The organism is Dehalococcoidia bacterium, assembly GCA_035310145.1.
Lineage (GTDB): Bacteria > Chloroflexota > Dehalococcoidia > CAUJGQ01 > CAUJGQ01 > CALFMN01.
In genome coordinates this window covers 22229-45098 of the sequence record DATGEL010000055.1, presented here as the reverse complement: position 1 = coordinate 45098, position 22870 = coordinate 22229, and the positions used below count along the sequence as shown (strand labels likewise).

Here is a 22870-nt window from a genome sequence, read left to right as displayed (position 1 = left end):
CGAGCGTCGACGGCCAGCCGATGCCGTCGCTCGCGCCGATGCTCGAACGCGTCACGCCGGCGGTGGTGAACATCAATTCCAAGACCCGCGTGCGCGTGCGCAACCCGTTCATGCAGGATCCGTTCTTCCAGCAGTTTTTCGGCATGCAGAACGCGCCGCGCGAACGCATCGAGCAGTCGCTCGGCTCGGGCGTCGTGATCGATGCGTCCAAAGGCTACGTGGTGACGAACAACCACGTCGTCGACGGCGCCGACGACATCTCCGTCACGCTGCACGACGGCCGCACGCTGGCGGCGAAACTGGTCGGCACCGATCCCGACACCGACGTCGCCGTGATCCAGGTGCCGGCGGAAAACCTGACGCAGATCGCGCTCGCCGATTCGAGCAAGGTGCGCATGGGCGATTTCGTGGTCGCGGTCGGCGATCCGTTCGGCGTCGGCCAGTCCGCCACCGGCGGCATGGTCTCGGGCGTGAACCGCACGGGCCTCGGCGGACGCGGCTTCCAGAACTTCATCCAGACCGACGCGCCGATCAATCCCGGCAACTCCGGCGGCCCGCTCGTGGACCTCGGCGGCAAGGTCGTGGGCATCAATACGCTGGCCGCGGGCCAGGCGGAGCCGGGCGTGCAGGCGCAGGGCATCGGCTTCTCGATCGCGATCCACACGGCCAAGCCGGTCGCCGATCAGCTCGTCAGCTCTGGCCAGGTCGTGCATCCCTCGCTGGGCATCGGCTACGTGCCGCTGAACCCGGCGATCGCCGCGCAGCTTGGCGTAAACGCGAAGCAAGGCGCCGTGGTGTTGCGCGTGCAGCCCGGCGGCCCGGCCGCCGGCGCCGGCCTGCAGCGCGGCGACGTGATCAGCCAGGTGGACGGCCAGCAGCTACAAGGCGACTCGGGCCTGGCGGAGGCGATCAATCCGCGCAAGCCGGGCGACACGGTGACGCTGACCGTGCTGCGCGGCGGCCAGAGCATGCAGGTGAAGGTCACCCTCGGGCAGCTGCCGGCGGGCTGAGCGGTGGCCCTCATCCCCCGCTTCATGCCTCTTCCCCCGATTCCAGGGGAAGGGGAGATCTGCAAGCGGGGCTCTGGGGCTGAAGGTGCGGCGCTGCCGCCACCTGTGGGCCGTACCTGCGGACCCATGGCGGGGAGCAGCCAGCTCAAACGGCCGTGCCCGCCGCTCATGCGAGGGCCGCAGGCGCGGCGGGTCGGCCATATCGATGCAGCGTGAGCTGGCCGCGATCAGGCGCCGCGCCGCGCGGCAGCGCCGGCCGCCGCGCCGGGTGTCGCGCGCTCGTCCAGCCAGCCGCACAGCTCGGCGATGACCTCGTCCTTCTCCGGCTCGTTCAGCACCTCGTGCGCCAGCCCGTCGTACAGGCGCAGGCGCTTGTCGGTGGAGCTGGCGCGCGCGTAGAGCTGGCGGCTGCCGTCGGGATTGGCCAACTCGTCGGCGGTGCCGTGCACGATCAGCAGCGGCACGGCGATCGTCTCCATTCCTCGATCGATGCGGTTCAATGCGTCGACGAAGGCCCGCAGCATGCCGGCGCGCATCCTGCCGCGGTAGACCAGCGGATCCGCGTCGTAGGCCGCCGCGACCGCCGGATCTCGCGAAACCGTCTCGGCCTTGAGCCGGGCGAGCGGCAGGCCGGGAACGAGCCGCCCGAGCACGGAGAAGACCGGCGCGGTGAGGCGCTGGGCGCGGTCGCGGGCCGTGAGGGCGGGGCCGCTGAGCACGAGCCCAGCCAGCTCCGGCTGGAATTGGATGGTGTGGAGCGCGGCGATCGTGCCGCCCATGCTGTGCCCGAGCAGAAAGAGCGGCTTGCCGGGATGGCGCTCGCGGACCCGCCGCAGAAAGCGCCGCAGATCGTTCAGGTACAGGCCGAAGGTGCGCACCGTGGCCCGCTCGCCCTCAGAGCGGCCGTGGCCGCGCAGGTCGAGCGCCTCGACGGCGTAGCCGGCGGAAGCGAGCGCCTGGCCGACGTGCTCGTAGCGCCCGCTGTGCTCGGCGTAGCCGTGCACAAGGGCAACCGCCGCCCGCGGCTCGCCCTCCGGCAGCCAGGCGTGCTCGAACAGGCGCAGGCCGCCCGCCGCGTCGAAAGTGCCTTCTCGCGTCTGCATCGCCGTACCCTCCCGGCCGCGCCGGATGGCCCGATCGCGTCCGGAACGCTTCAGCCAGGCTCACCCCTCTCTCCCATACGCTCGGCGCAGGGGGCGGATCTCCCGCCGCTTGTGTATGGGCGAGAGGGGAACGGGGGAGTGAGGGCGCCTACGCCCCGCCGTGCACCATGGGCACGACGTCGGCCAGGCCGAGCGACTGCAGCTTGGCGGCGCTGGGCTTGCACGTCTCCGTGTCCCAGTCGCAGGCCTGCAGGTACTCCTTCTCCAGCGTCTCGGTGTCGAGGCCGAAGTCCTTGTGCGGCCCTTCGCTGTAGACCGCGCCGGACATGCGCTCCGGCACCTGGCGCTTGCGCGGGTTGCCGCCCTCGCGTACCTCAAAGGCCATGCGCATGTTGGCGATGCGCTCGCCCACCTCCAGCAGCTCCTCGCGCGTCATGTCGAAGCCGGTGGTCATGTTGATCCACTGCGGGATGTTGGCCGTGTTCGCGGCCATCATCACGAACTGGCAGTGGCCCGCGGCGTTGACGACGTGCATGTACTCCGAGGCGCCCTTGTGGTGCGGGCCGCGGCCCTCGGACACCGTGCGGTCGCGCTGCGCCGCGGGGATCAGGCCGAAGCGGCGGTTGCCCTCGTACTGCGTGTGCCGCGCCGGCGTCGGGTCGAGCTTGTAGGTCGTGTGGTACTCGGGCTGGAGCTTCGGGTCGTGCATCGGCAGCTCCTGCCCGGCCACATGCATGGCGAACTTCTCCGAGCCGCGGCCGATCTTCTCGGAGGCGACCTTGACGCCGTCCGCCAGCACGGCGCCGATGCCCTGGCGCGTGCCCATCATCTCCAGCAGCTTGATGATCGCCTTGTCGTCGCCCCAGTGCAGCTCCAGGCCGTCGGTGTCCTCTTTGGTGAGAATGCCGTTCTCGTAGCACTCGATCGCGAAGGAGACCGTGGCGCCGGCCGAGATCGAGTCGAAGCCGTAGGCGTTGCAGAGGTGGTTGGCGTAGGTCAGCGAGTCGAGGTTGTTGTTCAGGTTCATCGTCCCGAAGGTGGCCATCGTCTCGTACTCGGGCCGGTGCGTGTGGCGCGGATACGGGTACTCGGCGTTCTCCGACTCTTTGGACTCGGCGCCACAGGCGAGCGGGCAGTGCCAGCAGGCGTAGTGCTTCTCCATCGTGGCGTTGACCACGTCGCCGGTGATCGTCTCGACGTTGGGGAAGTCGACGATGCCGACGCCGCCCCAGTTCTTCACCGGCGAGTCGCCGCTGTGCGCCGAGCGGCTGGTGATGCCGGTGGTGCCGTACGTCCGGAAGAAGTCGGCCGTGGGCTTGACGAAGTCCTGCAGCCCCTGCTTCACCTCGGCCAGCGTCTCTTTGTTCTGCACCATGATGTTGCGCGAGGGCACGATCACGATCGCCTTGAGCTTCTTCGAGCCCATCACCGCGCCCACGCCGCTGCGTGCCGCCAGTCGGCCGTGGTCGTTGCAGATGCCGGAGATCAGCGACAGCGTCTCGCCCGCCGGGCCGATATCGGCCACGCTCGACTTCTTGCCGTGCCGCTCCATCAGCAGCTTCTCGCTCTCGATCGCGTCCGTGCCCCAGAGATCCGAGGCGTCCTCGATCGAGACCTCGTCGTCCTTGATCAGCAGGTAGACCGGCTTCTCGGACGCGCCGAAGAACATGACCCCGTCCCAGCCGGCATGCTTGAGATACGGCCCCGTGTTGCCGCCGCAGTTGGCGTCGCCCCAGCCGCCGGTGAGCGGCGACTTGCACACGGCCTGATAGCGCTGGCCGAAGAGCGGCGTGCCGGTCATCAGGCCGGGGAAGATGCCGAGCATGTTCTCCGGGCCGAGCGGATCGGCGCCCCTGGGCACGCGGTCCAGCAGCATGCGGGCGCCGAGGCCGTAGCCGCCCAGATACTTGCGGTACATCTCATCGGGCAGGTGCTCCGCCTTGATCTCGCCCGTGCTGAGGTTGACGTTGAGGATCTTGCCGTTGAAGGCCCGCTCGGTCTGGCCCGTGGTCATTGCGGTCTCCCTTCGCGCGATCGACGCCCACCGGCGCGCGGCTGCACGGCGCGGGGTCGGTGGGCGTACGCTGCGGTTATGTTCGAGCAGCCCGTGGCGCAGAGCAATATGCTGCGCTCAGCATAACGCTTGTTCGCGACGCAGGCTCCAGCCGCCCTCCTGCCTCCCCTCTTCTCCGCAGACGAGGCGTGTGGGGGCGGTCTCGGGACGAAGGACGGTGACGGCTGCGGTGCGGGAGCGAGCGCAACGGCGGCTGCGCGAGTGGCGCATCGTTCTGCTACGGCGCACGCCGCTCTCCTGGCGTGCGAAGCGCTGGCTGATCTGGGCGCTCTCGCCGCGCTACGCGCTTGGTGTGCACGTCACGATCACGGACGCGCAGGGCCGCGTGCTGGCGCTGCGCTCGGCCTACTCGCGCCTCTGGCAGTTGCCGGGCGGCGGCGTGGGCTACGGCGAGAGCCTGGAACGGGCGATGCGCCGCGAGGCGCGGGAAGAGACCGGCCTGGCGCTGCGCGATCTGCGGCTGGTGGCGCTGCAGCGCGACACCTCCGGCCGCGGCCTGCACGGCCTCTTCCGCGCCGAGCCGGCGCCGGGCGCCATCCGCCTCAGCGAGGAGCACACCGAATGGCGCTACCTTCCCGTCGCCGAGCTGCCGCCCTTCTACCGCCGCTGCGCCGCCAACGCGCTGGCCGCCGACCGCGGTGACGGCGTGCCCGTGTTCGCCGCGTTCGATTGACGCGAGTTCGTCTCCGGTCCGGTTCGGCCCTGCGCCCGTCCGCCTATCCTTCGCCCTGTGCGCCGGCGAGGGCGACGATTGCGGCGGCCCGCGGGCGCGGGATCAGCCCGAAGACGGTGATGCCCACCAGCACGAGCACGCCGTACAGCGCGGCGTACGTGGCGCCGACGCTCCACAGCTTTGCCAGCGCCGCGCCCAGCGGCGGCCCGGCCAAACCGCCGGCCGAGCAGAGCGCCAGCGCCGAGGCCGAGACACGCCCCATCAGCGCCGGCTCCGTCTCGCGCTGGATGAGGAAGGCGTACGGCGTCCAGATCGCGGCGAACGCCACGCCCGTGATGCCGCTAACCACGAGCCACACCGCCGGCACGGCAGCGATGCTTGCCGCCGCCGCGCCGCCGGTGATCACGCCGATGAAACCGGCGAGCATCAGCCCGGCGGCGAGCATCGTGAAAGCGTTGTGGCGGTGGCCCCACTGCCCGATCGCGATCGAAGCCAGGATATTGCCGAGGCCGGCGCAGCCGATCGCCCGCCCAATCGCCGCCTCGTTCAACGCCAGCCGTTGCAGCACGAGCACGGAGGAGCTGTCGCTGCCGGCGACGAGGATATACTCCGCCGTCATGGCGCCGACCAGCAGGCGCAGGGCGCGGCTGCGCCGGATGTAGCCGAAGCCCGCGCGCAGCTCGCGCCGGAAGGCCGGCGCCGCCTGCGCCGCCTCATCGGGCAAACGCGGCAGTGCCGGCAGCCGCGCGAGGAAGGCGGCGGAGGCGAGAAAGGTCGCGGCATCGACGGCGAAGGCGGCGCGGGCGCCGACGACGGCCACCAGCACGCCGCCGAGGCTCGGGCCGATCACCTTGCTCGACTGAAACGAAAGCCGGCTGAGCGCGTTTGCCGAGAGCAGATCCGCCTCCGGCACGGTGGCGCGGATCGTTGCCTGCCGCGCGGGGCCGAACAGCGTGCTGAGCGTAAGCTTCGCGGCGACGAGCAGCAGCAGCGCCGGCAGGTTCGGCGCCCAGAGCAGGCCCAGCACGATCGCGGCACGGGCAAGGTCGCAGCCGACGAGCGTGGCGCGGCGCGGCCAGCGGTCGGCCAGGACGCCGGCGAAGGAGCCGATTAGGGCGAAGGGCAGCAGTTGCGCGAGGACAAGCGCCGAGAGCGCCGCCGGTCCGAGCCGCCAGCGGAAGGCGATGAGAAAGAGCAGCGCCAGCAGATCGAGCCAGTCGCCCAGGTCGGAGACGGCCTGGCCGGCAAACAGCAGGCGAAAGGGCCGGTGGCGCAGCGGATGCAGGATCAGCAGGCGCCGCATCGATCGCCTCGTCGGCCTCGTTGAGGGCTATGTAGTATCCGATACGCGACGCGCTACCCACCTAAATTATGCCTCGGGCGCCGTCCATCTCCAGCTAACGGGGATTACCCGAGGACGGCCCGCCCGGCGGTTGGCTAGCGGGCAGGCGCGGTGGGTGCGGCCGGTGCGGTGCGGGGCAGGACGACCTTTACCGTTGACCCCTGGCCCCGTCCCGCCGAGGTCAGCCCGATGCGCCCGCCGTGCGCCTCCACGATGCCGCGGCAGACGAAGAGGCCCAGACCCAGACCCGGGATACCCCGGGCCTCGACGTCTGCCGTCCGCGTGTAGCGCTGAAACAGGCGCGGCAGCTCCTCGGGCGCGACACCAACGCCCTCATCGCTGACCAGCAGCGTGACCGTCTCTCCCGCCCCCGCCACCGTCACGGTGATGGGGCTGGTCCCCGGGGCGTACTTGGCCGCGTTCGAGAGCAGGTTGGTCACCACCCGTTCCAGCCGCACCGGGTCCCAGGTTCCCTGCGGGTCGGTGCCCGGCGCCACCACCAGGCGGATCCGGGCTCGGATCTCTGGCCCGCACTGGCCGACCACCCGCTGCGTGAGGGCGACGAGATCCACCGGCTCGGGCCGCAGATCCAGCCGGTGGAGCGCGACGCGGGAAGCATCGACCAGTTCGTCCAGCAGCGCCTCCATCCGGGCGGACGCGGCCACGATGCGGGCCAGGTCGTCCCGGGCGCGGGCGATATCCGCCGGGGCTGCGGCCAGGTGTCGATCCGCAAGCTGCGCCGCCGCCCGCATGAGCGTGAGGGGTCCGCGCACGTCGTGCACGGTGCCGGCCAGGAAGTCCTCGCGGACCGTCTCGACGAGGTCCGCCAGCGCCCGCAACGCCACGGCGACCGCCCCATCGAGCGCATCATGCACCAGAAGCTCGGCGCCCAGGACATCGCTCACCGGCACGGTATCGGGCAGATGGTCGCGCAGGGTTTTGACGAGTTCCTGACGCAAGAGCCGGAACTCCACGGCGATATCGACGGGCTGCAGTCCTTGCTGGAAGCGGGCGTCCGCATGCTGCTGCGCGGCGGCGAGGATGGCGGGGTCGTCCAGCACCGCGCCCGTCGCCGTCCGCGAGCTTCCACCCCGGGCGAGGAAGGCGACGATGGCGTCGTAGAGGGCCGGGATATGGTCGGCGACCGCTTGCTCCGGCCGCGCCGCGTGAAAGGATTGGCTTTTGGCCGCGACCATCCAGCGGTCCAGTACCTGGTCGCGCTCTGAGGCCAGCGGCGCGGTTACCCAGGTGAGGTCGCTGCCCGCGGCGATCTGCTCCGCCCGGCCTGCGACATCCGCCGGGTCCGCCTGGTTCGTCATCGTCGATCCTGTCTGCCCGTCGCGTCAGAATCTGGAGGCCGATCAGCACAAGGCCAGGCCGAACCTGGTCCAAGCTGGTCAGGCGCCTCATGGTCATCGCCCTCGGCGCCGACGGTGTACCCCCTTCTGGCGGACGATGTAGCGGACGACGGCCATGAAGTCGCGGGGGCCGTGGTCGCCGTCCACGACCAGAAGGCACGGCGGATGCTGTCCGGGCGGGGAACCTGGCGAGCAGCGCGCAGGCAACAGACTCATGCTCGCCTATGCGCACGCCTTGTACACTATCAGAACAGCCAAAAACGAGTCATTGAACCGCAGCCTCGCCTTCCAACCCGGCGCTTTCGACACCCTGCCTCGCGGACTGCAGAATGTCCCGCCCCCTTGCTCTGCGCTCTGCATCGGGGGCATCCGAGAGTGGTAACCCGACGCGAGCCATCGCCGCTGATCGCACGATCGGGCACGCCCTAATCCGCCGCGTCTTCGTCCCACTCGTGGAACATCGGGTTGTAGCAGGCGACGAAATGGCCGGGGGTGGCCTCTTCGAGCGGCGGCGCCGGCTCTTGCCGGCAGCGGTTGAGCGCCTTCGTACAGCGCGCGGCGAAGCTGCATTCGGGCGGCAGGTTGAGCAAGCTGGGCGGCGAGCCGGGGATCGCCTGCAGCGGGCCGTTGCGGCCGTCCACCCGCGGCAGCGTGTTGAGCAGCGCCGCGGTGTAGGGATGGCGCGGCCGGCCGAAGACGGTGTGGACGTCGCCCTGCTCGACGATCGCACCGCCGTACATCACGGCCACGCGGTCCGCCGCCTGCGCCACTACGCCGAAGTCGTGGGTAATCAGCAGGATCGCCGTGTTGCGCGTGCGGCGCAGCATCTCCAGCTCGGCCAGGATCTGCGCCTGCACCGTCACGTCGAGCGAGGAGGTTGGCTCGTCGGCGACGATCACTTGCGGGTTCAGCGCCGTCGCCATCGCGATCATCACCCGCTGGCACATGCCGCCGGAGAGATGAAACGGATACTGGCCGAAGATGCGCTCGGCGTCCGCCAGGCCCACGCTGCGCAGGATCTCGACCGTGCGCCGCTTGCGTTCCTTCTTGTCGAGGCTCAGGTGGCTGGCGAGGATCTCCTCGACCTGCTTGCCGACCGGCAGCACCGGATTGAGACCGGTGACCGGGTCTTGAAAGATCATCGAGATCGCGCGGCCGCGCAGGCGGCGCAGCGCGTCGTCGGAGAGGCGGCAGAGGTCGTCGCCGTCGAACAACACGCTGCCGCTGGTGATGCGGCCCGGCAGCGGCAGCAGGCGCAGCAGCGAGAGCGCGAAGGTCGTCTTGCCGCAGCCGCTTTCGCCGACCAGCGCCACGATCTCGCCGGGGTGCAGCGCGAGTGAAGCGCCGTTGACGGCGCGCACGGCGCCCTCGCGCGTGGCGAACTCCACGCTGAGGTCGTGCACCTGGAGAATCGGCTCGGGCATGCGGCCCCCGCCCCGTGGCTCGCGCCGGCTCAGAACGCGCACAGAGCGGTAGTCTGCCTACCGCTCTGTACAACGAGTATAGCGCGTTATGACGATCAAGAACCCGCGTGGCAGCGCCGTTTGCCGCGTGGGCAGGATTGGCGAGATCCCGCTCAGGCCATCGAGCGGGTGACGTAGAGCACGCGGCCTTGCACCTGCACGTTGTCCGCGGCGCTGTAGATCGGCGCCATCGTGGTGTTCATCGGCTGCAGGCGCACGCGGTCGCCTTCGAGGTAGTACTTCTTCAGCGTGGTTTCGCCCTCGCGCTTCAGCCAGGCCGCCACCATGTCGCCGTTTTCGGCGTGGTTGGTCGGCTCGAAGACGACGATGTCGCCGTCGTTGATCAGCGCGTCGATCATCGAGGTGCCCTTCACGCGCAGGGCGAAGACGTTGTCCCGCCCGTACAGCAGGCGCTCGCTGACCTCGATCGTCTCCGAGCTGTCCGGCACGCTGGCGCCGGACTCGGGCACGTCGATCGGCGCGCCGGCCGCGATCTGCCCGACCACGGGCACCGACACGATGCCGTTGCCGTTGCGCCGGTGGCCGAGCACCTCGATCGCGCGCGAGACCTCGCGGTCGCGGCGGATCAGGCCCATGTTCTCCAGCGCTTTGAGGTTGTAATCGACCACGGAGGTCGAGCTAATGCCGCAGCCGTGCTGGATGTCGCGGATGCTGGGCGGATAGGCATTCTCGTCCAAGAACTGCCGCATGAAGTTCAGGATCTTCTCTTGCTTGACCGAAAGCTTGCCCCGCATCATCGCCCCCTTGCCGGCCTCCGCACGGGCACGACGCCACACGCGCCAAGCCCAGATCGGAACACCCGTTCTGACGCACAAATGTACCACTCGCTCCAGAACGTGTCAACAAGCGTTGCGCGGCGCACGGCGAAGGGTCGAGAAGCGCTGCACGGGGGCGGCCGCGACGAGCCGCCGGCCGCCCCGGATGTCCGCCGCCTACCTGCCGAAGCGCACGCTGCCGTCGGCGAAGTGCAGGCCGGGCGGCAGCGGCTGCGGATTGAGCGCGAGCACCGGGCCGGCGGGCTGCGAGAGCGGTATGAACGTCAACATCGTCGGGTCCTCCTTCTGCATCTTCTACACCCTGCTGCGTGTTGGGCGCTGGCCGCACCCGCGGCGCTTTCGCCGCTACCGGAAACACGCGGGAGCGGCAGGGCCCGTTGCGGCGCCGTGTGGCGGTGGCCACGGGGAACGCGTGAAGCGGCTCACAAGGGGCGTTGCCCGCCGGCCAGACGCCGGCTAGGCCGCGGCCTCGTGCGGCGAACCCAGCCATTCGGCCACGGGGCGCGGCCGGCCGGTGTGATAGCCCTGCGCGAAGTCCACGCCGAACTGGCGCAGCAGCCGCACCGTCTGGTCGTCGCCGACGAACTCGGCGATCGTCTGCTTGCCCAGCCCGCGCGCCACCTCGACGATCGCCTTCACCAGGTGCTGGTCCACCAGGTCGCGCGCCAGGTTGCTGACGAAGCTGCCGTCGATCTTGAGATAGTCCACGGGCAGATGCTTCAGATAGTAGAAGGAGGAGAAGCCGACGCCGAAGTCGTCGATGGCGAAGCGGCAGCCCAGTTGCTTCAGCGTGGTGATGAAGCGCCGTGCCTCGTCGATGTCGGCGATCGCCGCCGTCTCCGTGATCTCGAACACCAGGTCGGCGGGGTCGATGCCGCTCTGGTGCAGCTCGCGTGCGATCAGCGGCAGCAGCTCCGGGTCGGTGATCGACTTGCCGGAGAGGTTGACCTCCAACGTGATCTGCCGCCCCGCCGCCGTCTCGGCCGCGATGATGCCGATCGCCTGCCGCACCACCCAGCGGTCGATCGCCCGGATCAGGCCCGAGCGTTCCGCCACATCGAGGAAGGCGCCCGGCAGCACCACCTCGCCCGCTTCCGTGTGCAGCCGCAGCAGCAGCTCATAGGAAGCAACGGAAGCAACGGAAGCAACGGAAGCAACGGTGGCGGCGGCGCCGTGCGGCACGTCGCCGCGTAGGTCAAGGATGGGCTGCGCGTAGAGCACGAAACAGTCCGTCGCCAGCGCCTCGCGGATGCGCCGCTCCCAGGTGAGCGTGGCGGCGATCTGCGCCTGGGCATCGCCGGGCACGTAGACGCCGAAGCCGTTGCGGCCCTCTTCCTTCACCTGGTACATCACCAGGTCGGCGTAGGCCAGCAATTCGGAGGCCGAGTCGCTGTGCCGCGGATAGAGCACCAGGCCGATGCTGGCCGTGGTACCGACCGCCTGGCCGCCGAGCGGAATCGTGTGATGGCGCAGTGCGTCGAGCAGCTCCTCCGCGAGGCGCGTCGCCTCGCTCTCGGCCGTGTGCGGCAGCAGAATGGCGAACTCGTCGCCGCCCAGCCGGGCAAGAATGTCGCTCGCGCGCAGCCGTTGCCGCAGCACGCGCCCCACGCTCACCAGCAGCTCGTCGCCGGCGTGGTGGCCAAGCGTGTCGTTGATGTACTTGAACTGGTCGAGATCGATGTAAAGCAGGGCGCCGGCCGTGCCGTGGCGCCGCGCCTGCACGAGCTGCTCCTCCAGTTCCTCGGCGAAGCGACGGCGGTTGAACAGCCCGGTGAGCGGGTCGTGGCTGGCGAGGAAGACCAGTTCCCGCTCGGTTCGTTTGCGCTCGGTCACGTCCTGCGCCACCACCAGCGCCGCCGCGCGCCGGCCGAACTCGAGCGCGTGCGAGATGATCTCGACGTCGAGCTGCCGCCCGTCCCTGGTGCAATGGCGCCACGGTCCCGACGCCTCCAGCGCCGGCGCCTCCTCGCCCGCGGGCGCCAGCAGCGACTGCACGTCGTCGTCGCGCAGATCGCCGATGCGCATCTGCAGGAATTCCGCGCGCGTGTAACCGTAGTGGGCGATCGCCGCCTCGTTTACCTCGAGAATCTCGAAGCTCTCGAGGTCGTACACCCACATCGGATGCGGATTGGCGGCGAACAGCAGGCGGAAGGTCGCGGTGCTCTCCACCAGTGCGGCCTCGGCGTGGCGGCGCTCTTCCAGCTCCTGCTGCGTCTGCTCCAGCAGGCGGGCGTTATCCAGCGCCAGGGAGGCCAGTTCGGCGAACTGGCTCAACACCGCGACTTCAACGGAGGTGAAACGGCGCCCCGGCTCGCCCAGCGCGAGCGAGAGCACGCCGACGGGCTGCCCTCCTGAGACGATCGGCACGCCCGCCGCCGCGTGCACATGGTCGTACGCCGCGGCCGTCAGACGCCCTGCCCAGGTCGCATAATCCTCGATCACCACGGGCCGGCGCGCCTTCCAGACGCGGCCGCCCATGCCTTCGCCGTAGGCCACGCCCGCGCCGACGCGCGCGCTGAAGACCCCCGTCGCCACGGCCATCACCATCGCCTGCCCGTCCGCATCGAGCAGGGAGGCGTAGCCGTGGGACGTGTTCAGCAGCGCCGCGGCGCGGACGACGATCGTGTGCAGCACGTCGGCCAGCTCGCGGCGCTGCATCACCGCGAAGGTCGCCTCGTGCAGCGCGGCGAGATAGGCGTTCTGCTGGCGGACGGCCTCGTCCGTCCGTTCCTGTTCAGCAAGTCCCTGTTCGAGCTCGCGGCGCTGCCGCTCGATCGTGCGGCCGTCGCCGTTGACGATGGCGATCAGCAGCAGATAGACGATCGCCAGCCCGATGGCCAGCGCCAGTTCCGTCGATCGGCGCGCCGCGTCGATGCGGGCGGCGAGCGGCGCATAGGGGCGGTAGACGCCGAAAACGGCGCCGATCTCCGTGGCGCCGGGCAGGACGAGGGGAACGTCGATCTCCAGCAGCGGCGGCGCACCGGGCAGGCGGCCAACCTGATAGGCATCGGCGCCCATCGTCGCCCCGGCGGCGCTGTTGCCGGCCAGGGCCCGGCGCCGCCCGGCATCGGGCGGGAACACCCGGCCGATCTCGGCGGTTTCGCTGGAATAGAGCAGGCGGCCGGCGCGATCGAAGATCACGACGCGCTCGGCGTCGTCGCTCAGGATCTGGTCGCGCACGAAGGCGTCGAACCCGTCCAGCCGCTCGCCGCGGAGGGGCGCGGCCAGATCGGCCCGAGTGAGCCGCGGTAGCACGCGATTGGCCGCGAGCCGCTGCACGTCACTCTTCGCGTCGAGCAGCGCTCCCTGCTGCACGGCATGCGTCTGCGCCCAGACGGAAACGGCGAAGACAACCGCCATCACCCCCGCCGTGGCGACGGCGAAGCGCCAGGTCAGGCTCAGGCGGCTGAGAAACAGCAACAGCGACTGCCGGCGCATCCGTCCCTTCGCGTCTGCCGTTTCAGACGCACTCGGATAAGTATCGGCGCCGTACGCCCGTTCTTAAGATCCATGCCCAGCCGCCCTGTTGCCAGGCAGCCGTTCCCTGTCACACCGGTTACCCGGTTACAATGGGGCGCACCGGGCGTGCATGCAGGCGCGCCTGCGAGAGGCTGGCGATGACGCAATCCGCACGCCGAGGCATGACCCCGGCCGATCTCTTCCGCCTGGCGCTGGTGAGCGATGCGCAGATCGCGCCGGACGGCGCCCGCGTGGCCTTCGTGCGCACGCGGATGGACGAAGAACAGGACCGCTACCTCTCCACGATCTGGATCGTGCCGGCGGCCGGCGGCGAGCCGCGCCAGTTCACCACGGGCCCACGCCGCGACACGGCCCCACGCTGGTCGCCGGACGGCCGCTGGCTCGCCTTCTTGTCCGACCGCCCGCAGTCAGGGCTGAAGCGCCGCCGGCCGCAGCTTTACGTGATGCCCGCCGACGGCGGCGAGCCGCAGCGGCTCAGCGGCCTGCGGGGCGGCGCCGGCGAGCCGGTCTGGTCGCCGGACAGCCGCCGCATCGCCTTCGCCGCGCGCGTGGAACCCGAAGAGGCGGACGAGGATGAGGGCAAAGACGCCGCCGAGCGTCCCTCGAAGCCGGCGCGCGTGATCGAGACGCTGCGCTACAAGGCGAACGGCGAGGGCTTTATCCACGATCGCTGCCGCCAGATCTTCGTCGTCCCGCGCGAGGGCGGCGAGCCGCGCCAGCTCAGCGAGGGCGACTTCGACCACGGCGAGCCGTCATGGTCGCCGGACGGCACGCGCCTGGCCTTCGCCGCCGCCCGCCATGAAGACCGCGACTACGACCAGGTGGTCGACATCTGGTCGGTCGCGGCGGATGGCGGCGAGCCCGTGCGCCTCACCCCCGGCCGCGGTCCCAGCGCCAACCCGGCCTGGTCGCCGGACGGCGGGCTGATCGCCTACACCGGCAACGAGTACGCGCTGGACATGGGCCGCAACGCCCGCGTCTACGTTGTGCCGGCCGCGGGCGGCGAGCCGCGCTGCCTCACGGAGCGCCTCGACCGCACCTGCTCGCCCTTCGCCGGCGCGATCGGGCCGTTCTGGTCGGCCGACGCCCGCTTCGTCTATTTCGGCGCCGAAGACCAGGGCACGGTGCCGGTGTACCGCGTGGCGCCCGACGGCGGTGAGCCGGAGCGCCTGCTCGCCGGCCAGCGGCAGATCAGCAGCCTCTCGATCGCGGCAAACGGCGCCCTGGCCTTCACCGCAACGGACCCGACACACCCGGCCGAGGTCTTCCTCTGCGACGCGGCCGGCGAGCGGCAGCTCACCGATCTGAACCGTGTCTTCCGAGAAGAGGTCGAGCTGGTGGCGCCGCGGCCGATCCGCTACGAGCGGGCAGGCCTGGCGCTCGACGGCTGGGTGATGCCGCCCGCGGGCGCCGAGCCGGGCCGGCGCTACCCGGCGCTGCTCAACGTGCACGGCGGCCCGGCCACGCAGTACGGCTACACCTTCTTCGATGAGTTCCAGGTGCAGGCCGGCGCGGGCTTCGCCGTGATCTTCACCAACCCGCGCGGCAGCCAGGGCTACGGCGAGGAGTTCACCCGCGCCGTGCGCGGCGACTGGGGCGGCGGCGACTACGAGGACGTGATCGCCGGCCTCGAGGCGGCGCTGGCGCAGAGTGACTTCATCGATGCCGAGCGACTGGGCGTGCTGGGGGGCAGCTACGGCGGCTTCATGACGAGCTGGATCGTCGGCCATACCGATCGCTTCAAGGCGGCCTGCTCCGAGCGGGCGGTGAACAACGTCTATACCCTCTTCGGCACCAGCGACATCGGCTTCTTCTTTTCCGAGACACAGGCCGGCGTGCAGCCGTGGGAGAACCGGCAGTGATTCATCGATCACTCGCCGCTCACCTACGCGCCCAACATGCACACGCCGCTGCTGATCCTGCATGCAGAGAACGACATCCGCTGCCCGATCGAGCAGGGCGAAGAGCTGTTCGTGGTGCTGAAGAAGCTGCGGCGCGAGGTGCGCTTCGTACGCTTTCCCGACGAGAACCACGAGATGTCGCGCGCCGGCCGCCCGCGCCACCGCCGCGACCGCTTCGGCTTCATCCTCGACTGGATGCACGCGCACCTGCAGCCCCAGCAGCAACCAGCCGCGGAGCCGGAGGCGGCCGCGCGGCGCTGACGGCGGTGTGCGACGGCAGGACGATGCGCGAGCCCGCGTCGCGGAAGGTGGGGCGCGGCGCGGCTACCGGAGCGAGCGGTAGACGATCACGTTGACGCGCTCCAACGTCACCAGCCCTTCCTGCACCAGGTCGTGCACGGTGGGCAAAAAGGCCTGGATCTTCGCCTCCTCGTCCACGATCTCGATCACCATCGGCAGGTCGGGAGCGATATCCACCAGCCGTGCGGTGTGGATGCGGCTGTGCGCGCCGAAGCCTTCCACGCCGCGCAGCACGGTGGCGCCGGCCAGTCCCTGCCGCCTCGCCGCCTCCACCAGCGCCGAGTGCAGGCTCTTGCCGTGCCAGGTGTCCGATTCGCCCACGAAGATGCGCAGCAGCACGCCCTGCAACGGCGTATCCATCGTCGCCTCCCGCATCGCGGCCCGGCCTAACGGCTGAGCAGGCGCGCCAGGGCGATGCCCAGCAGCGCCGCCGCGAGGCCGACGCCCACGCTCGCCAGCAGGTAGGCGATCGCCCGCTCGGTCTCATGATGCTCCGTCAGCCGCAGCGCATCGAGCGAAAAGCTGGAAAACGTCGTGAAACCGCCAAGCACGCCGACGACGAGAAAGACGCGGCCGTTCGGCCCGATCGCGCCCGCTTCGTCGGCCAGCGTGGCAAGCAGGCCGATGCAGAAACAGCCCACGATGTTGACGCCGAGGGTGCCCCAGGGAAACGCGGCGCCGAACCGATCGGCCGCCCAGGTCGAGGCCAGGTAGCGGGCGCCGGAGCCGAGCGCACCGCCGGCCAGTACGAACAGCAGCTTCACCGCACCTGCTTTCCGGAGCGCAAGCGAACGCCCCTACCGGGATCCAGACACCGCGCGCAAGCGCGATGAGGAATTCGGTAGAGGCTATCAGCCCCGTGGGCGGTTCGCCGGCGCGGCCGGCGGGCGAGCCTCATCGCCCGTCCTCACCGTAGCAGCGCGGCGCGCCTGGCGCCAGTTGGCCGCGCTGCTGGCCCCGCCGTCGCGCCGGTGCTACGATCCCGCCGTGAGCACGGCGACCGCGATGGACGAGACGGCCTACCTGGACGAGCTGCAGCCGCAGATGGAGGAGCTGGGCCTGCAGCAGGCGCCCAACCTGGGGCGCTTCTGCGGCTACTGCTACGGCCGCTTGCCCGATGGCGAAACGGTCTGCCGCCACTGCCGCCGCGCCGTGAGCGAGATCGCATCGGTCAGCAAGGTGCCGATCTACGTGCTGCGGCTCTATCTGGCGAAGCGGCGGCGCGAGGGGATCCTCGTCAACACCTTCGCCTTCCTCGGCCTGTTCCTGGCCGTGGTGCTGTCGGGCGTGATCTACTTCTTCCTGATCGGCAACTGGCGCATCATCGCGCTGCTGGTGCTGCTAGCAGCGGGCTGGTACTTCGCCAACCTGCTCGGCTACAACGTGGGCGGCACGCTGGGCTACAACTGGGGCCGGCGTGTGCGCGACAACTACTGGCTGCGCTATCTTGAGGACCGGCGCAACGGCGTGGCGCCCGAGGTCTAATCGGCGCGGCGCCGCGGCAACCGTGCGGACGGCAGGGGAGTGGCGTGGACGAAGGGCTGGCCGTGTTTCTGATCGCGCTCGGCATCGCCGGCGTGATCTCGCTGATCGTGGTCCTGCTCGTGATCACCGGCCGCTCGCCCAACCGCGTCTGAGGTCCGACCTTCCGTATTTCTCAACGAATGCCTGCACGAACGCGTCGCGCAAATCGACGACAGCGGCCCGCCAATCCTGGCGCCGCGGCCGCGCGCCGGCGCCGATCGCCAGCTCGATCAGGTCGGGCAACACGATCGGGCCGCCGGACAGATGCGTGCACCGCGGCGCTTGCGGGCGGTGGCCATGGCGCGGCCCGCTTCTGCCCGCCGTTGTCGCACGTCGCATGGCGGCGGCTTCAGAGCAGGCGGGGCTGCGGCGCCGGCTGGCCCTCGCCCCGCGGCGGCGCCACGGCGGGCGCCACGTCCGGCGCCTCGCGCAGCAGGCGGGCCAGGTCCTGCGCGTTGCGGATGCCCTTGTCTTCCACGCAGTTGTTCATCAGCACATGCACATCGCTCGATTGCTCGGCCAGTTGCTCGATGCCTGGCAGCCAGCCCTGCAGCTCGGCGTCCGTGTACTGGTAGTCGTACTTCGCCGAGACGCCCACGTCGCGCGCCGCCCAGGTGGCGGCGTTGCGGCCGTGAAAGCGCACCACCGCCGTCTCGGCCGTGGCCGCCACGATCGGCGGCACGCTGGCCGGCGTGCCCTGCGGCTCATCCACGCAGACGAAGGGATAGCCGTGCTCGCGCAGCAGCGCCAGGGTGCCCGGCGTGTGCTCCGCGTCCAGCCAGAGCGGGTTGCGGAACTCGACGGCGGGCGTGTACTGCGGCAGCCGCTCGCGCAGGGCGGCGAGGTAGGCACGGCTTTCGCGGCCGGGCAGGAACCACTTGGGGAACTGGAAGAGCACCACGCCCAGCTTGCCGGCGCTGTCGAGCGGCAGCAGCGCCGCGGCGAAACGGCGCCAGAGCTCGTCTTGCAGGCTCGCCGGCAGGTCGCGGTAGTAGAGGTTGCGCTTCGCGCCCAGCTCGTCGGGCAGCGCCTCGCGCAGATCCTTCGGCAGCGAGCGCGGCGGCGTCGGGTGCTGGGTGAAGAGCGCGTAGGCCTTGATGTCGAAGACGAAGCCGTCCGGCGTGCGCTCCACCCAGAGGCCGGCCGTGTGCTCGGCGGGCATGGCGTAGTAGGAAGAATCGACCTCCACGATCGGAAACTGGCTGGCGTAGAACTGCAGCCGCGCCTCGGCCGTCTTCGCCTCCGGCGGATAGAAGCGGCCGCACTCGATCAGGCTCTTGTCCGTCCACGAGGCCGTGCCGATACGGATGCGCCCCAGCGTGTCGTGCCGTCCGTTTTCGCTCATATGTTCATTTTAACACTGCTTAACACCGCTTAACACTGCCCGCACGGCGTGCCCATACCGCTCGGGGCCACGTTCGCCGGCCAGTGGAACCCGTGGCGAGGCATTTGCAGCGCCGATGCACGGGCGTACACTTGTCCCAACCGTACCCCGCGAGCCGCGCCCCTACGGGCCATGGAATGCGAGGGAAAACATGCGCAGCAAGTTCGCGATCGCCGGGCATCCGCTGCATCCGGCTCTGGTTTCCTTGCCGATCGGGCTGTTTATCTGGGCGCTGATCGCGTCGATCGTGCATGCCGCCGGCGGCGGCCGCAGCTGGTACGACATCGCCTTCTGGACCAGCTTCGCCGCCTGGATCATCGCCCTGGTGGCGGCGCTGCCCGGCTTCGGCGACTTCTTCACGCTGGCGCGCGGCAGCGACGCGCAGACGATGGCGATCACGCACATGGCGCTGAACCTGAGCGTGGTGGTGCTGTACATCATCGCCTGGGCGCTGATGCTGAACGCCGGCGCCACCAGCGGCGGCAAGCAGGCCGCGGTGATCGTCCTGCAGGCGGTGGGCACGGGGCTGCTGGCGCTGAGCGGCTGGCTGGGTGGCGAGCTGGTCTACCGCCATCACCTGGCGATGGTGCCCGACGACGCCGAACTGGCGCAGGCCGAAGACCGCGTGCACCACGCCGGCCGCCCGGGCCTGCAGGGGCGCTGACCGCCGCGGCCCCACGCCTTCAGCGGCATGCTGGTCCGTGCTGCCGGAACTGCGGCCGGCGGGCCGGCTCTGTGCGCGCCGAACCGGCCGCGAAACCGGCCGTGGGGGCAAGCGCAACCCGTACGCTGGTACCGGTCGGCGGCGGACCATCTGCCTTGCGGTTCCACAAGCCGGCATTGCTGTCACTTGGCTCGGCACACACCTGTGTGATATAGTGCTCACGTATTGTACGTCTATGAATGGAATCGAGTCGATGATGAAAGAAACCATGCGCACGCATGTGCATGTTCCGCGCGACCTGGTCGAGGCGATCGACCGGGTCGCGGGCAAGCGCAAGCGCAGCGAATTTGTGACCGAGGCTCTGCGCGAGAAGCTCGCGCGCGAACGGCAGAAGGAAGCGCTGGCCGCCACCGCCGGGGCGCTGGCTGCTGCCGACTACCCCGAGTGGGCCACGCCGGAAAAGACCTCGCAGTGGGTGCATGACCTGCGCCGTGCCGCTGATGCGCACACCGGCGAGAAGCTGCGCGGCAGCTCCCGCGCATGACCTATCAGGTGCTTGATACCGACAGCATCATCGACTACCTCAAGGGGGTCGCCAGCTCCGTCGCCTTCATCCTGAGCCTCGGGGCCACAGGGCACACCCTGGCCACGACCGGTGTAGTCGTGGGCGAGGTCAGCTCCGGCCTGCATCCCCAGGACCGGCCGGCGGGTGAGCAGCTCCTGGACTCCCTGATCTACCTGCCGACCTCACGTAACGCCGCGCGCCAGGCGGGCCTGTGGCGCTATACGTTTGCGCGACAAGGCATTGCCCTGGCGATGACCGATGCCCTCATCGCCGCGACCGCTCGGGAACACGGGGCGATGGTGGTGACCGGCAACGTCCGCGACTTTCCCATGCTCATATCCGGCTCGACCCTGCTGCCGCTGCCACGCGTGGCGCAGCCGTAGCGCTCGCCGGTGGGGAGGTTGACAGCGAAGGGCAGGCCAGCACGAGCCGCTCGATCGCGTCCCGCCGGCCCACGTCCGGCGCGGGCCGAGGACCGCGTGCACCACGCCGGCCGCCCGGGCCTGCAGGGGCGCTAGTCGCCGCCGCGGCCCCACGCCTTCAGCGCCATGCTGGTACGTGCTGCCGGAACTGCGGCCATCGGCTCGCTTCGGTGTGCGCCGAACCGGCCGCGAAACCGGCCGTGGGGGCACGTGCAACCCGTACGCTGGTACCGGTCGGTAGGCGGACCATCTGCGGGTGCGCGCTCGCAACCGTGGCACGGTCTCTCCCCCATGCCCCCGCTGCGACACTGGTGCTTGTGAGCGAGGTCACATTGGCACCGACCGCTCCAGGAGGAATCAGCGATGCAATCGCAGCGCTCTTTCACCAGTCGCATCGCCAGCTTCAGCTTCCGGCACAAGTGGTATGTGCTCGGCGCCTGGCTGGTGCTGCTGGTGACGGCCGGTGTACTTTCAACCGGCCTTGGCTCGACCCTGACCACCGACTTCCGCGACCTCAGCCATTCTGACTCGCGGGTCGGCAAGGACCTGATCGACAACCGCTTCGGCGCCCGGCCCTTCGTCGAAGAGCTGGTGGTCCGCAGCAACACGGACACGGTCGATTCTCCCGCCTTCCAAAGCCAGGTGACGGGCCTGGCGGGCCAGCTCCGCGGCCTCAAGGGCGTGCAGAGCGTCCAGACCTATCTGGATACGCAGAGCCCGAGCATGGTCTCCGCCGACCGCCACGCCGCGCTGACGGCCGTGACGCTCTCCAACGATGAGAAGACGGCCGAGAAGGACGTGGGGGCCGTGGTCGACGCGGTGAAGGGTGCGCAGCACCCCGCGGGCTACGAGCTGCACCTCACCGGCCCCGCCTCGACCGCGCATGAGCAGAACAAGCTCTCGGAGAAAGATCTCTCCAGCGCCGAGACGTTCGGTCTGCCGATCGCGCTGATCGTGATGCTGCTCGCCTTCGGCACCGTCGTGGCGGCGGGCGTGCCGCTGTTGCTCGGCTTCGCCGCGATCGGCGGGGCGCTGGGCATCGTGGCGCTGATCGGCAAGGTGTTCGCGCTCAGCTTCTTCGTCACCAATATCATCTCGATGATCGGCCTGGCGGTCGGCATCGACTACTCGCTGTTCATCATCGGGCGCTACCGCGAGGAGCTGAAGCGCGGCCGCACGCCGGCCGAGGCGCTGGCGATCGCCAGTGACAGCTCCGGCCGCGCCGTCTTCTTCTCCGGCATCACGGTGCTGCTGGCGCTGGCCGGCATGCTCTTCGTGCGCAACAACATCTTCGTCAGCATCGGCATCGGCGCCATGGTCGTCGTGCTGGTTGCGGTGGCCGCCAGCCTGACGCTGCTGCCGGCGCTGCTGAGCCTGTTCGGCCGCAAGATCAATGCCCTGCGCATCCCGTATCTGGGCAAGGCCGCCTTCGGCCAGCGCTTCTGGGGCATGGTGACGCACGCCGTGCAGCGCCGCCCGGTGGTCTTCCTGGTCGGCAGCGTGGCGCTGCTCGGCGCCGCGGCGCTGCCGCTGACGCAGATCAACCTCGGCTCCAACGGCGTGGAGTCGCTGCCGCACAACACCGATTCCTACCAGGGCATCAAGGCGCTGGAGCGCGACTTCTCCGCCGGCATCAACGACCCGATCCGCATCGTGGTCGACGGCGACGTGAAGAGCGCGGCGACGCAGAGCGCGATCACGTCCTTGCAGCAGACGGTGGGACAGAACCCGTCCTTCCAGTGGCTGGGCGTGCAGAACGACCAGGCCGGCCGCACGGCGCTGATCGAGGTCTCGACGAGCACGGTGGATACCGGCAACGCCTCGCGGCAGCTCGTCAACGAGCTGCGCAGCGACACGGACTCGGCCTTCCACGGCAGCGGCGCCAGGGCCTACGTGACGGGCAACCTGCCAGGCTTCTTCGATGTGAAGAACCAGACCGACTCGGCCGTGCCGGTGGTCTTCACCTTCGTGCTCGGTCTCAGCTTCCTGCTGCTGCTGATGGTCTTCCGCAGCGTGGTGATCCCGGCCAAGGCGATCCTGATGAACCTGCTCTCGGTCGGCGCGGCCTACGGGCTGATCGTGGCGGTCTTCCAGAAGGGCTTCCTGGCGAGCCAGCTCGGCTTCCAGCGCACGAGCCAGGTCGAGTTCTGGCTGCCGCTCTTCCTCTTCAGCATTCTCTTTGGCCTGAGCATGGACTACCACGTCTTCCTGCTCAGCCGCGTGAAGGAAGAGTACGACCGCACCGGCGACAACACGCTGGCGGTGCGCGAGGGCGTGCAGTCTACGGCCGGCATGATCACCAGCGCGGCGATCATCATGGTGGCGCTGTTTGCGGCCTTCAGCCGCAGCAGCCAGGTGAGCCTGCAGCAGATGGGCTTCGGGCTGGCGGTGGCCGTGTTCATGGACGCGACGATCATCCGCTCGATCCTCGTGCCGGCGGCGATGCAGCTGCTGGGCAACTACAACTGGTGGATGCCGTCCTGGCTGGGCTGGCTGCCGAAGATCTCGGTCGAGGGCAGCGCGGCGCTGGCGGCGGACGCCGAGGAGCGCCTGGAGCTGGCCGCGGCGGACTAACCCCGGCGACCGTTCAACCCCTGCCCCCGCGCTTCCACACGTGTGGAAGCGCGGGGGCTTCGCTATGCCCGGAGAGAACGGGAATCGTGCGGACAGACGACGGACCTGTTGCGGGCATCGGGCCGGGAGGGCCGCCGCGGTTGGACTGATAGAACTTCGCCCGGCGGCTGCCGAAGCGCGAGCGACGGAAGCGGCGGCGGCAGACGACTAACCGAATATCGTTCTCCGGCCGGCGG

17 protein-coding genes, 1 pseudogene and 1 riboswitch are annotated in these 22870 nt (G+C 70.0%); of the genes and pseudogenes, 8 read left to right on the top strand and 10 right to left on the bottom strand.

The features are described 5' to 3' along the window. On the top strand, positions 1–1010 hold a 1010-nt coding region (locus VKV26_11640; GenBank protein HLZ70542.1), incomplete at its 5' end, for a trypsin-like peptidase domain-containing protein. 227 nt (positions 1011–1237) lie between these two features. On the opposite strand, the gene VKV26_11635 is transcribed toward VKV26_11640, so the two are convergent. Together VKV26_11635 and VKV26_11630 are read right to left on the bottom strand one after the other, a co-directional pair. After that, the gene (locus VKV26_11635; GenBank protein HLZ70541.1) at positions 1238–2113 is read right to left on the bottom strand and encodes a lysophospholipase; all 876 of its coding nucleotides are present in this window, start codon (positions 2111–2113) and stop codon (positions 1238–1240) included. Between the two features lie 148 nt (positions 2114–2261). Then, positions 2262–4127 carry an aldehyde ferredoxin oxidoreductase family protein gene (locus VKV26_11630; GenBank protein ID HLZ70540.1) on the bottom strand — a complete coding sequence of 622 codons (1866 nt, stop codon included), beginning with the start codon at positions 4125–4127 and terminating at the stop codon, positions 2262–2264. A 217-nt stretch (positions 4128–4344) separates the two neighbouring features. Here VKV26_11630 and VKV26_11625 point away from each other — a divergent pair, with 217 nt between their 5' ends. Then, entirely contained in the window at positions 4345–4860 is a 516-nt protein-coding gene (locus VKV26_11625; protein HLZ70539.1) for an NUDIX domain-containing protein, read from the top strand. Positions 4861–4903: 43 nt separating this feature from the next. On the opposite strand, the gene VKV26_11620 is transcribed toward VKV26_11625, so the two are convergent. The 5 genes from VKV26_11620 to VKV26_11600 all read right to left on the bottom strand — a co-directional run bounded on the left by VKV26_11620 (position 4904) and on the right by VKV26_11600 (position 13258). Further along, positions 4904–6163, bottom strand: coding sequence for an MFS transporter (locus VKV26_11620; GenBank protein HLZ70538.1), 1260 nt, complete (start codon positions 6161–6163; stop codon positions 4904–4906). A gap of 134 nt (positions 6164–6297) precedes the next feature. Next, on the bottom strand, positions 6298–7521 hold the full coding sequence (locus tag VKV26_11615) for a sensor histidine kinase (protein ID HLZ70537.1): 1224 nt from the start codon (positions 7519–7521) through the stop codon (positions 6298–6300). A gap of 464 nt (positions 7522–7985) precedes the next feature. After that, positions 7986–8984: an ABC transporter ATP-binding protein gene (locus VKV26_11610; protein HLZ70536.1), complete on the bottom strand. Its 999-nt coding sequence runs from the start codon at positions 8982–8984 to the stop codon at positions 7986–7988. A 152-nt stretch (positions 8985–9136) separates the two neighbouring features. After that, positions 9137–9778 (bottom strand): transcriptional repressor LexA, encoded by a 642-nt coding sequence (gene lexA / locus VKV26_11605; protein ID HLZ70535.1) that lies wholly within the window; start codon positions 9776–9778, stop codon positions 9137–9139. A 498-nt stretch (positions 9779–10276) separates the two neighbouring features. Next, on the bottom strand, positions 10277–13258 hold the full coding sequence (locus tag VKV26_11600) for an EAL domain-containing protein (protein HLZ70534.1): 2982 nt from the start codon (positions 13256–13258) through the stop codon (positions 10277–10279). A gap of 131 nt (positions 13259–13389) precedes the next feature. On the opposite strand from VKV26_11600, the pseudogene VKV26_11595 reads away from it, so the two are divergent. After that, positions 13390–15462: pseudogene (locus VKV26_11595) on the top strand (S9 family peptidase). 63 nt (positions 15463–15525) lie between these two features. Here the strand turns inward: VKV26_11595 and VKV26_11590 are convergent. Together VKV26_11590 and crcB are read right to left on the bottom strand one after the other, a co-directional pair. After that, positions 15526–15861 (bottom strand): DUF190 domain-containing protein, encoded by a 336-nt coding sequence (locus VKV26_11590; protein ID HLZ70533.1) that lies wholly within the window; start codon positions 15859–15861, stop codon positions 15526–15528. A gap of 26 nt (positions 15862–15887) precedes the next feature. Next, the gene (gene crcB, locus VKV26_11585) at positions 15888–16265 is read right to left on the bottom strand and encodes a fluoride efflux transporter CrcB (GenBank protein HLZ70532.1); all 378 of its coding nucleotides are present in this window, start codon (positions 16263–16265) and stop codon (positions 15888–15890) included. A gap of 71 nt (positions 16266–16336) precedes the next feature. Continuing rightward, a riboswitch (Fluoride riboswitch) is annotated at positions 16337–16412 on the bottom strand. Positions 16413–16488: 76 nt separating this feature from the next. Between crcB and VKV26_11580 the strand changes: the two genes are divergently transcribed. Then, entirely contained in the window at positions 16489–16986 is a 498-nt protein-coding gene (locus VKV26_11580; protein ID HLZ70531.1) for a hypothetical protein, read from the top strand. 388 nt (positions 16987–17374) lie between these two features. Here VKV26_11580 and VKV26_11575 read toward each other — a convergent pair whose 3' ends face one another. Further along, on the bottom strand, positions 17375–18370 hold the full coding sequence (locus tag VKV26_11575; protein ID HLZ70530.1) for a DUF72 domain-containing protein: 996 nt from the start codon (positions 18368–18370) through the stop codon (positions 17375–17377). A 190-nt stretch (positions 18371–18560) separates the two neighbouring features. On the opposite strand from VKV26_11575, the gene VKV26_11570 reads away from it, so the two are divergent. The 4 genes from VKV26_11570 (at position 18561) to VKV26_11555 (ending at position 22634) form a co-directional block, all read left to right on the top strand. After that, positions 18561–19073 carry a DUF2231 domain-containing protein gene (locus VKV26_11570; GenBank protein ID HLZ70529.1) on the top strand — a complete coding sequence of 171 codons (513 nt, stop codon included), beginning with the start codon at positions 18561–18563 and terminating at the stop codon, positions 19071–19073. A 235-nt stretch (positions 19074–19308) separates the two neighbouring features. Then, complete coding sequence (locus VKV26_11565) at positions 19309–19617, top strand: ribbon-helix-helix domain-containing protein (GenBank protein ID HLZ70528.1); 309 nt, start codon at positions 19309–19311, stop codon at positions 19615–19617. Further along, positions 19614–20021 (top strand): type II toxin-antitoxin system VapC family toxin, encoded by a 408-nt coding sequence (locus VKV26_11560; GenBank protein HLZ70527.1) that lies wholly within the window; start codon positions 19614–19616, stop codon positions 20019–20021. The genes VKV26_11565 and VKV26_11560 overlap by 4 nt, the downstream gene beginning before the upstream one ends. 402 nt (positions 20022–20423) lie before the next feature. Next, on the top strand, positions 20424–22634 hold the full coding sequence (locus VKV26_11555) for an MMPL family transporter (protein ID HLZ70526.1): 2211 nt from the start codon (positions 20424–20426) through the stop codon (positions 22632–22634). Positions 22635–22870 lie beyond the last annotated feature (236 nt).

Excerpts from the sequence above, each read along its gene's own strand:
- VKV26_11620 (HLZ70538.1), bottom strand. The coding sequence starts at position 6,163 with ATGCGGCGCCTGCTGATCCTGCATCCGCTGCGCCACCGGCCCTTTCGC.
- VKV26_11635 (HLZ70541.1), bottom strand. The coding sequence starts at position 2,113 with ATGCAGACGCGAGAAGGCACTTTCGACGCGGCGGGCGGCCTGCGCCTG.
- VKV26_11590 (HLZ70533.1), bottom strand. The coding sequence starts at position 15,861 with ATGGATACGCCGTTGCAGGGCGTGCTGCTGCGCATCTTCGTGGGCGAA.
- VKV26_11555 (HLZ70526.1), top strand. The coding sequence starts at position 20,424 with ATGCAATCGCAGCGCTCTTTCACCAGTCGCATCGCCAGCTTCAGCTTC.
- VKV26_11600 (HLZ70534.1), bottom strand. The coding sequence starts at position 13,258 with ATGCGCCGGCAGTCGCTGTTGCTGTTTCTCAGCCGCCTGAGCCTGACC.
- VKV26_11630 (HLZ70540.1), bottom strand. The coding sequence starts at position 4,127 with ATGACCACGGGCCAGACCGAGCGGGCCTTCAACGGCAAGATCCTCAAC.
- VKV26_11615 (HLZ70537.1), bottom strand. The coding sequence starts at position 7,521 with ATGACGAACCAGGCGGACCCGGCGGATGTCGCAGGCCGGGCGGAGCAG.
- lexA (HLZ70535.1), bottom strand. The coding sequence starts at position 9,778 with ATGCGGGGCAAGCTTTCGGTCAAGCAAGAGAAGATCCTGAACTTCATG.
- VKV26_11560 (HLZ70527.1), top strand. The coding sequence starts at position 19,614 with ATGACCTATCAGGTGCTTGATACCGACAGCATCATCGACTACCTCAAG.
- VKV26_11565 (HLZ70528.1), top strand. The coding sequence starts at position 19,309 with ATGAATGGAATCGAGTCGATGATGAAAGAAACCATGCGCACGCATGTG.
- VKV26_11570 (HLZ70529.1), top strand. The coding sequence starts at position 18,561 with ATGCGCAGCAAGTTCGCGATCGCCGGGCATCCGCTGCATCCGGCTCTG.
- VKV26_11610 (HLZ70536.1), bottom strand. The coding sequence starts at position 8,984 with ATGCCCGAGCCGATTCTCCAGGTGCACGACCTCAGCGTGGAGTTCGCC.
- VKV26_11575 (HLZ70530.1), bottom strand. The coding sequence starts at position 18,370 with ATGAGCGAAAACGGACGGCACGACACGCTGGGGCGCATCCGTATCGGC.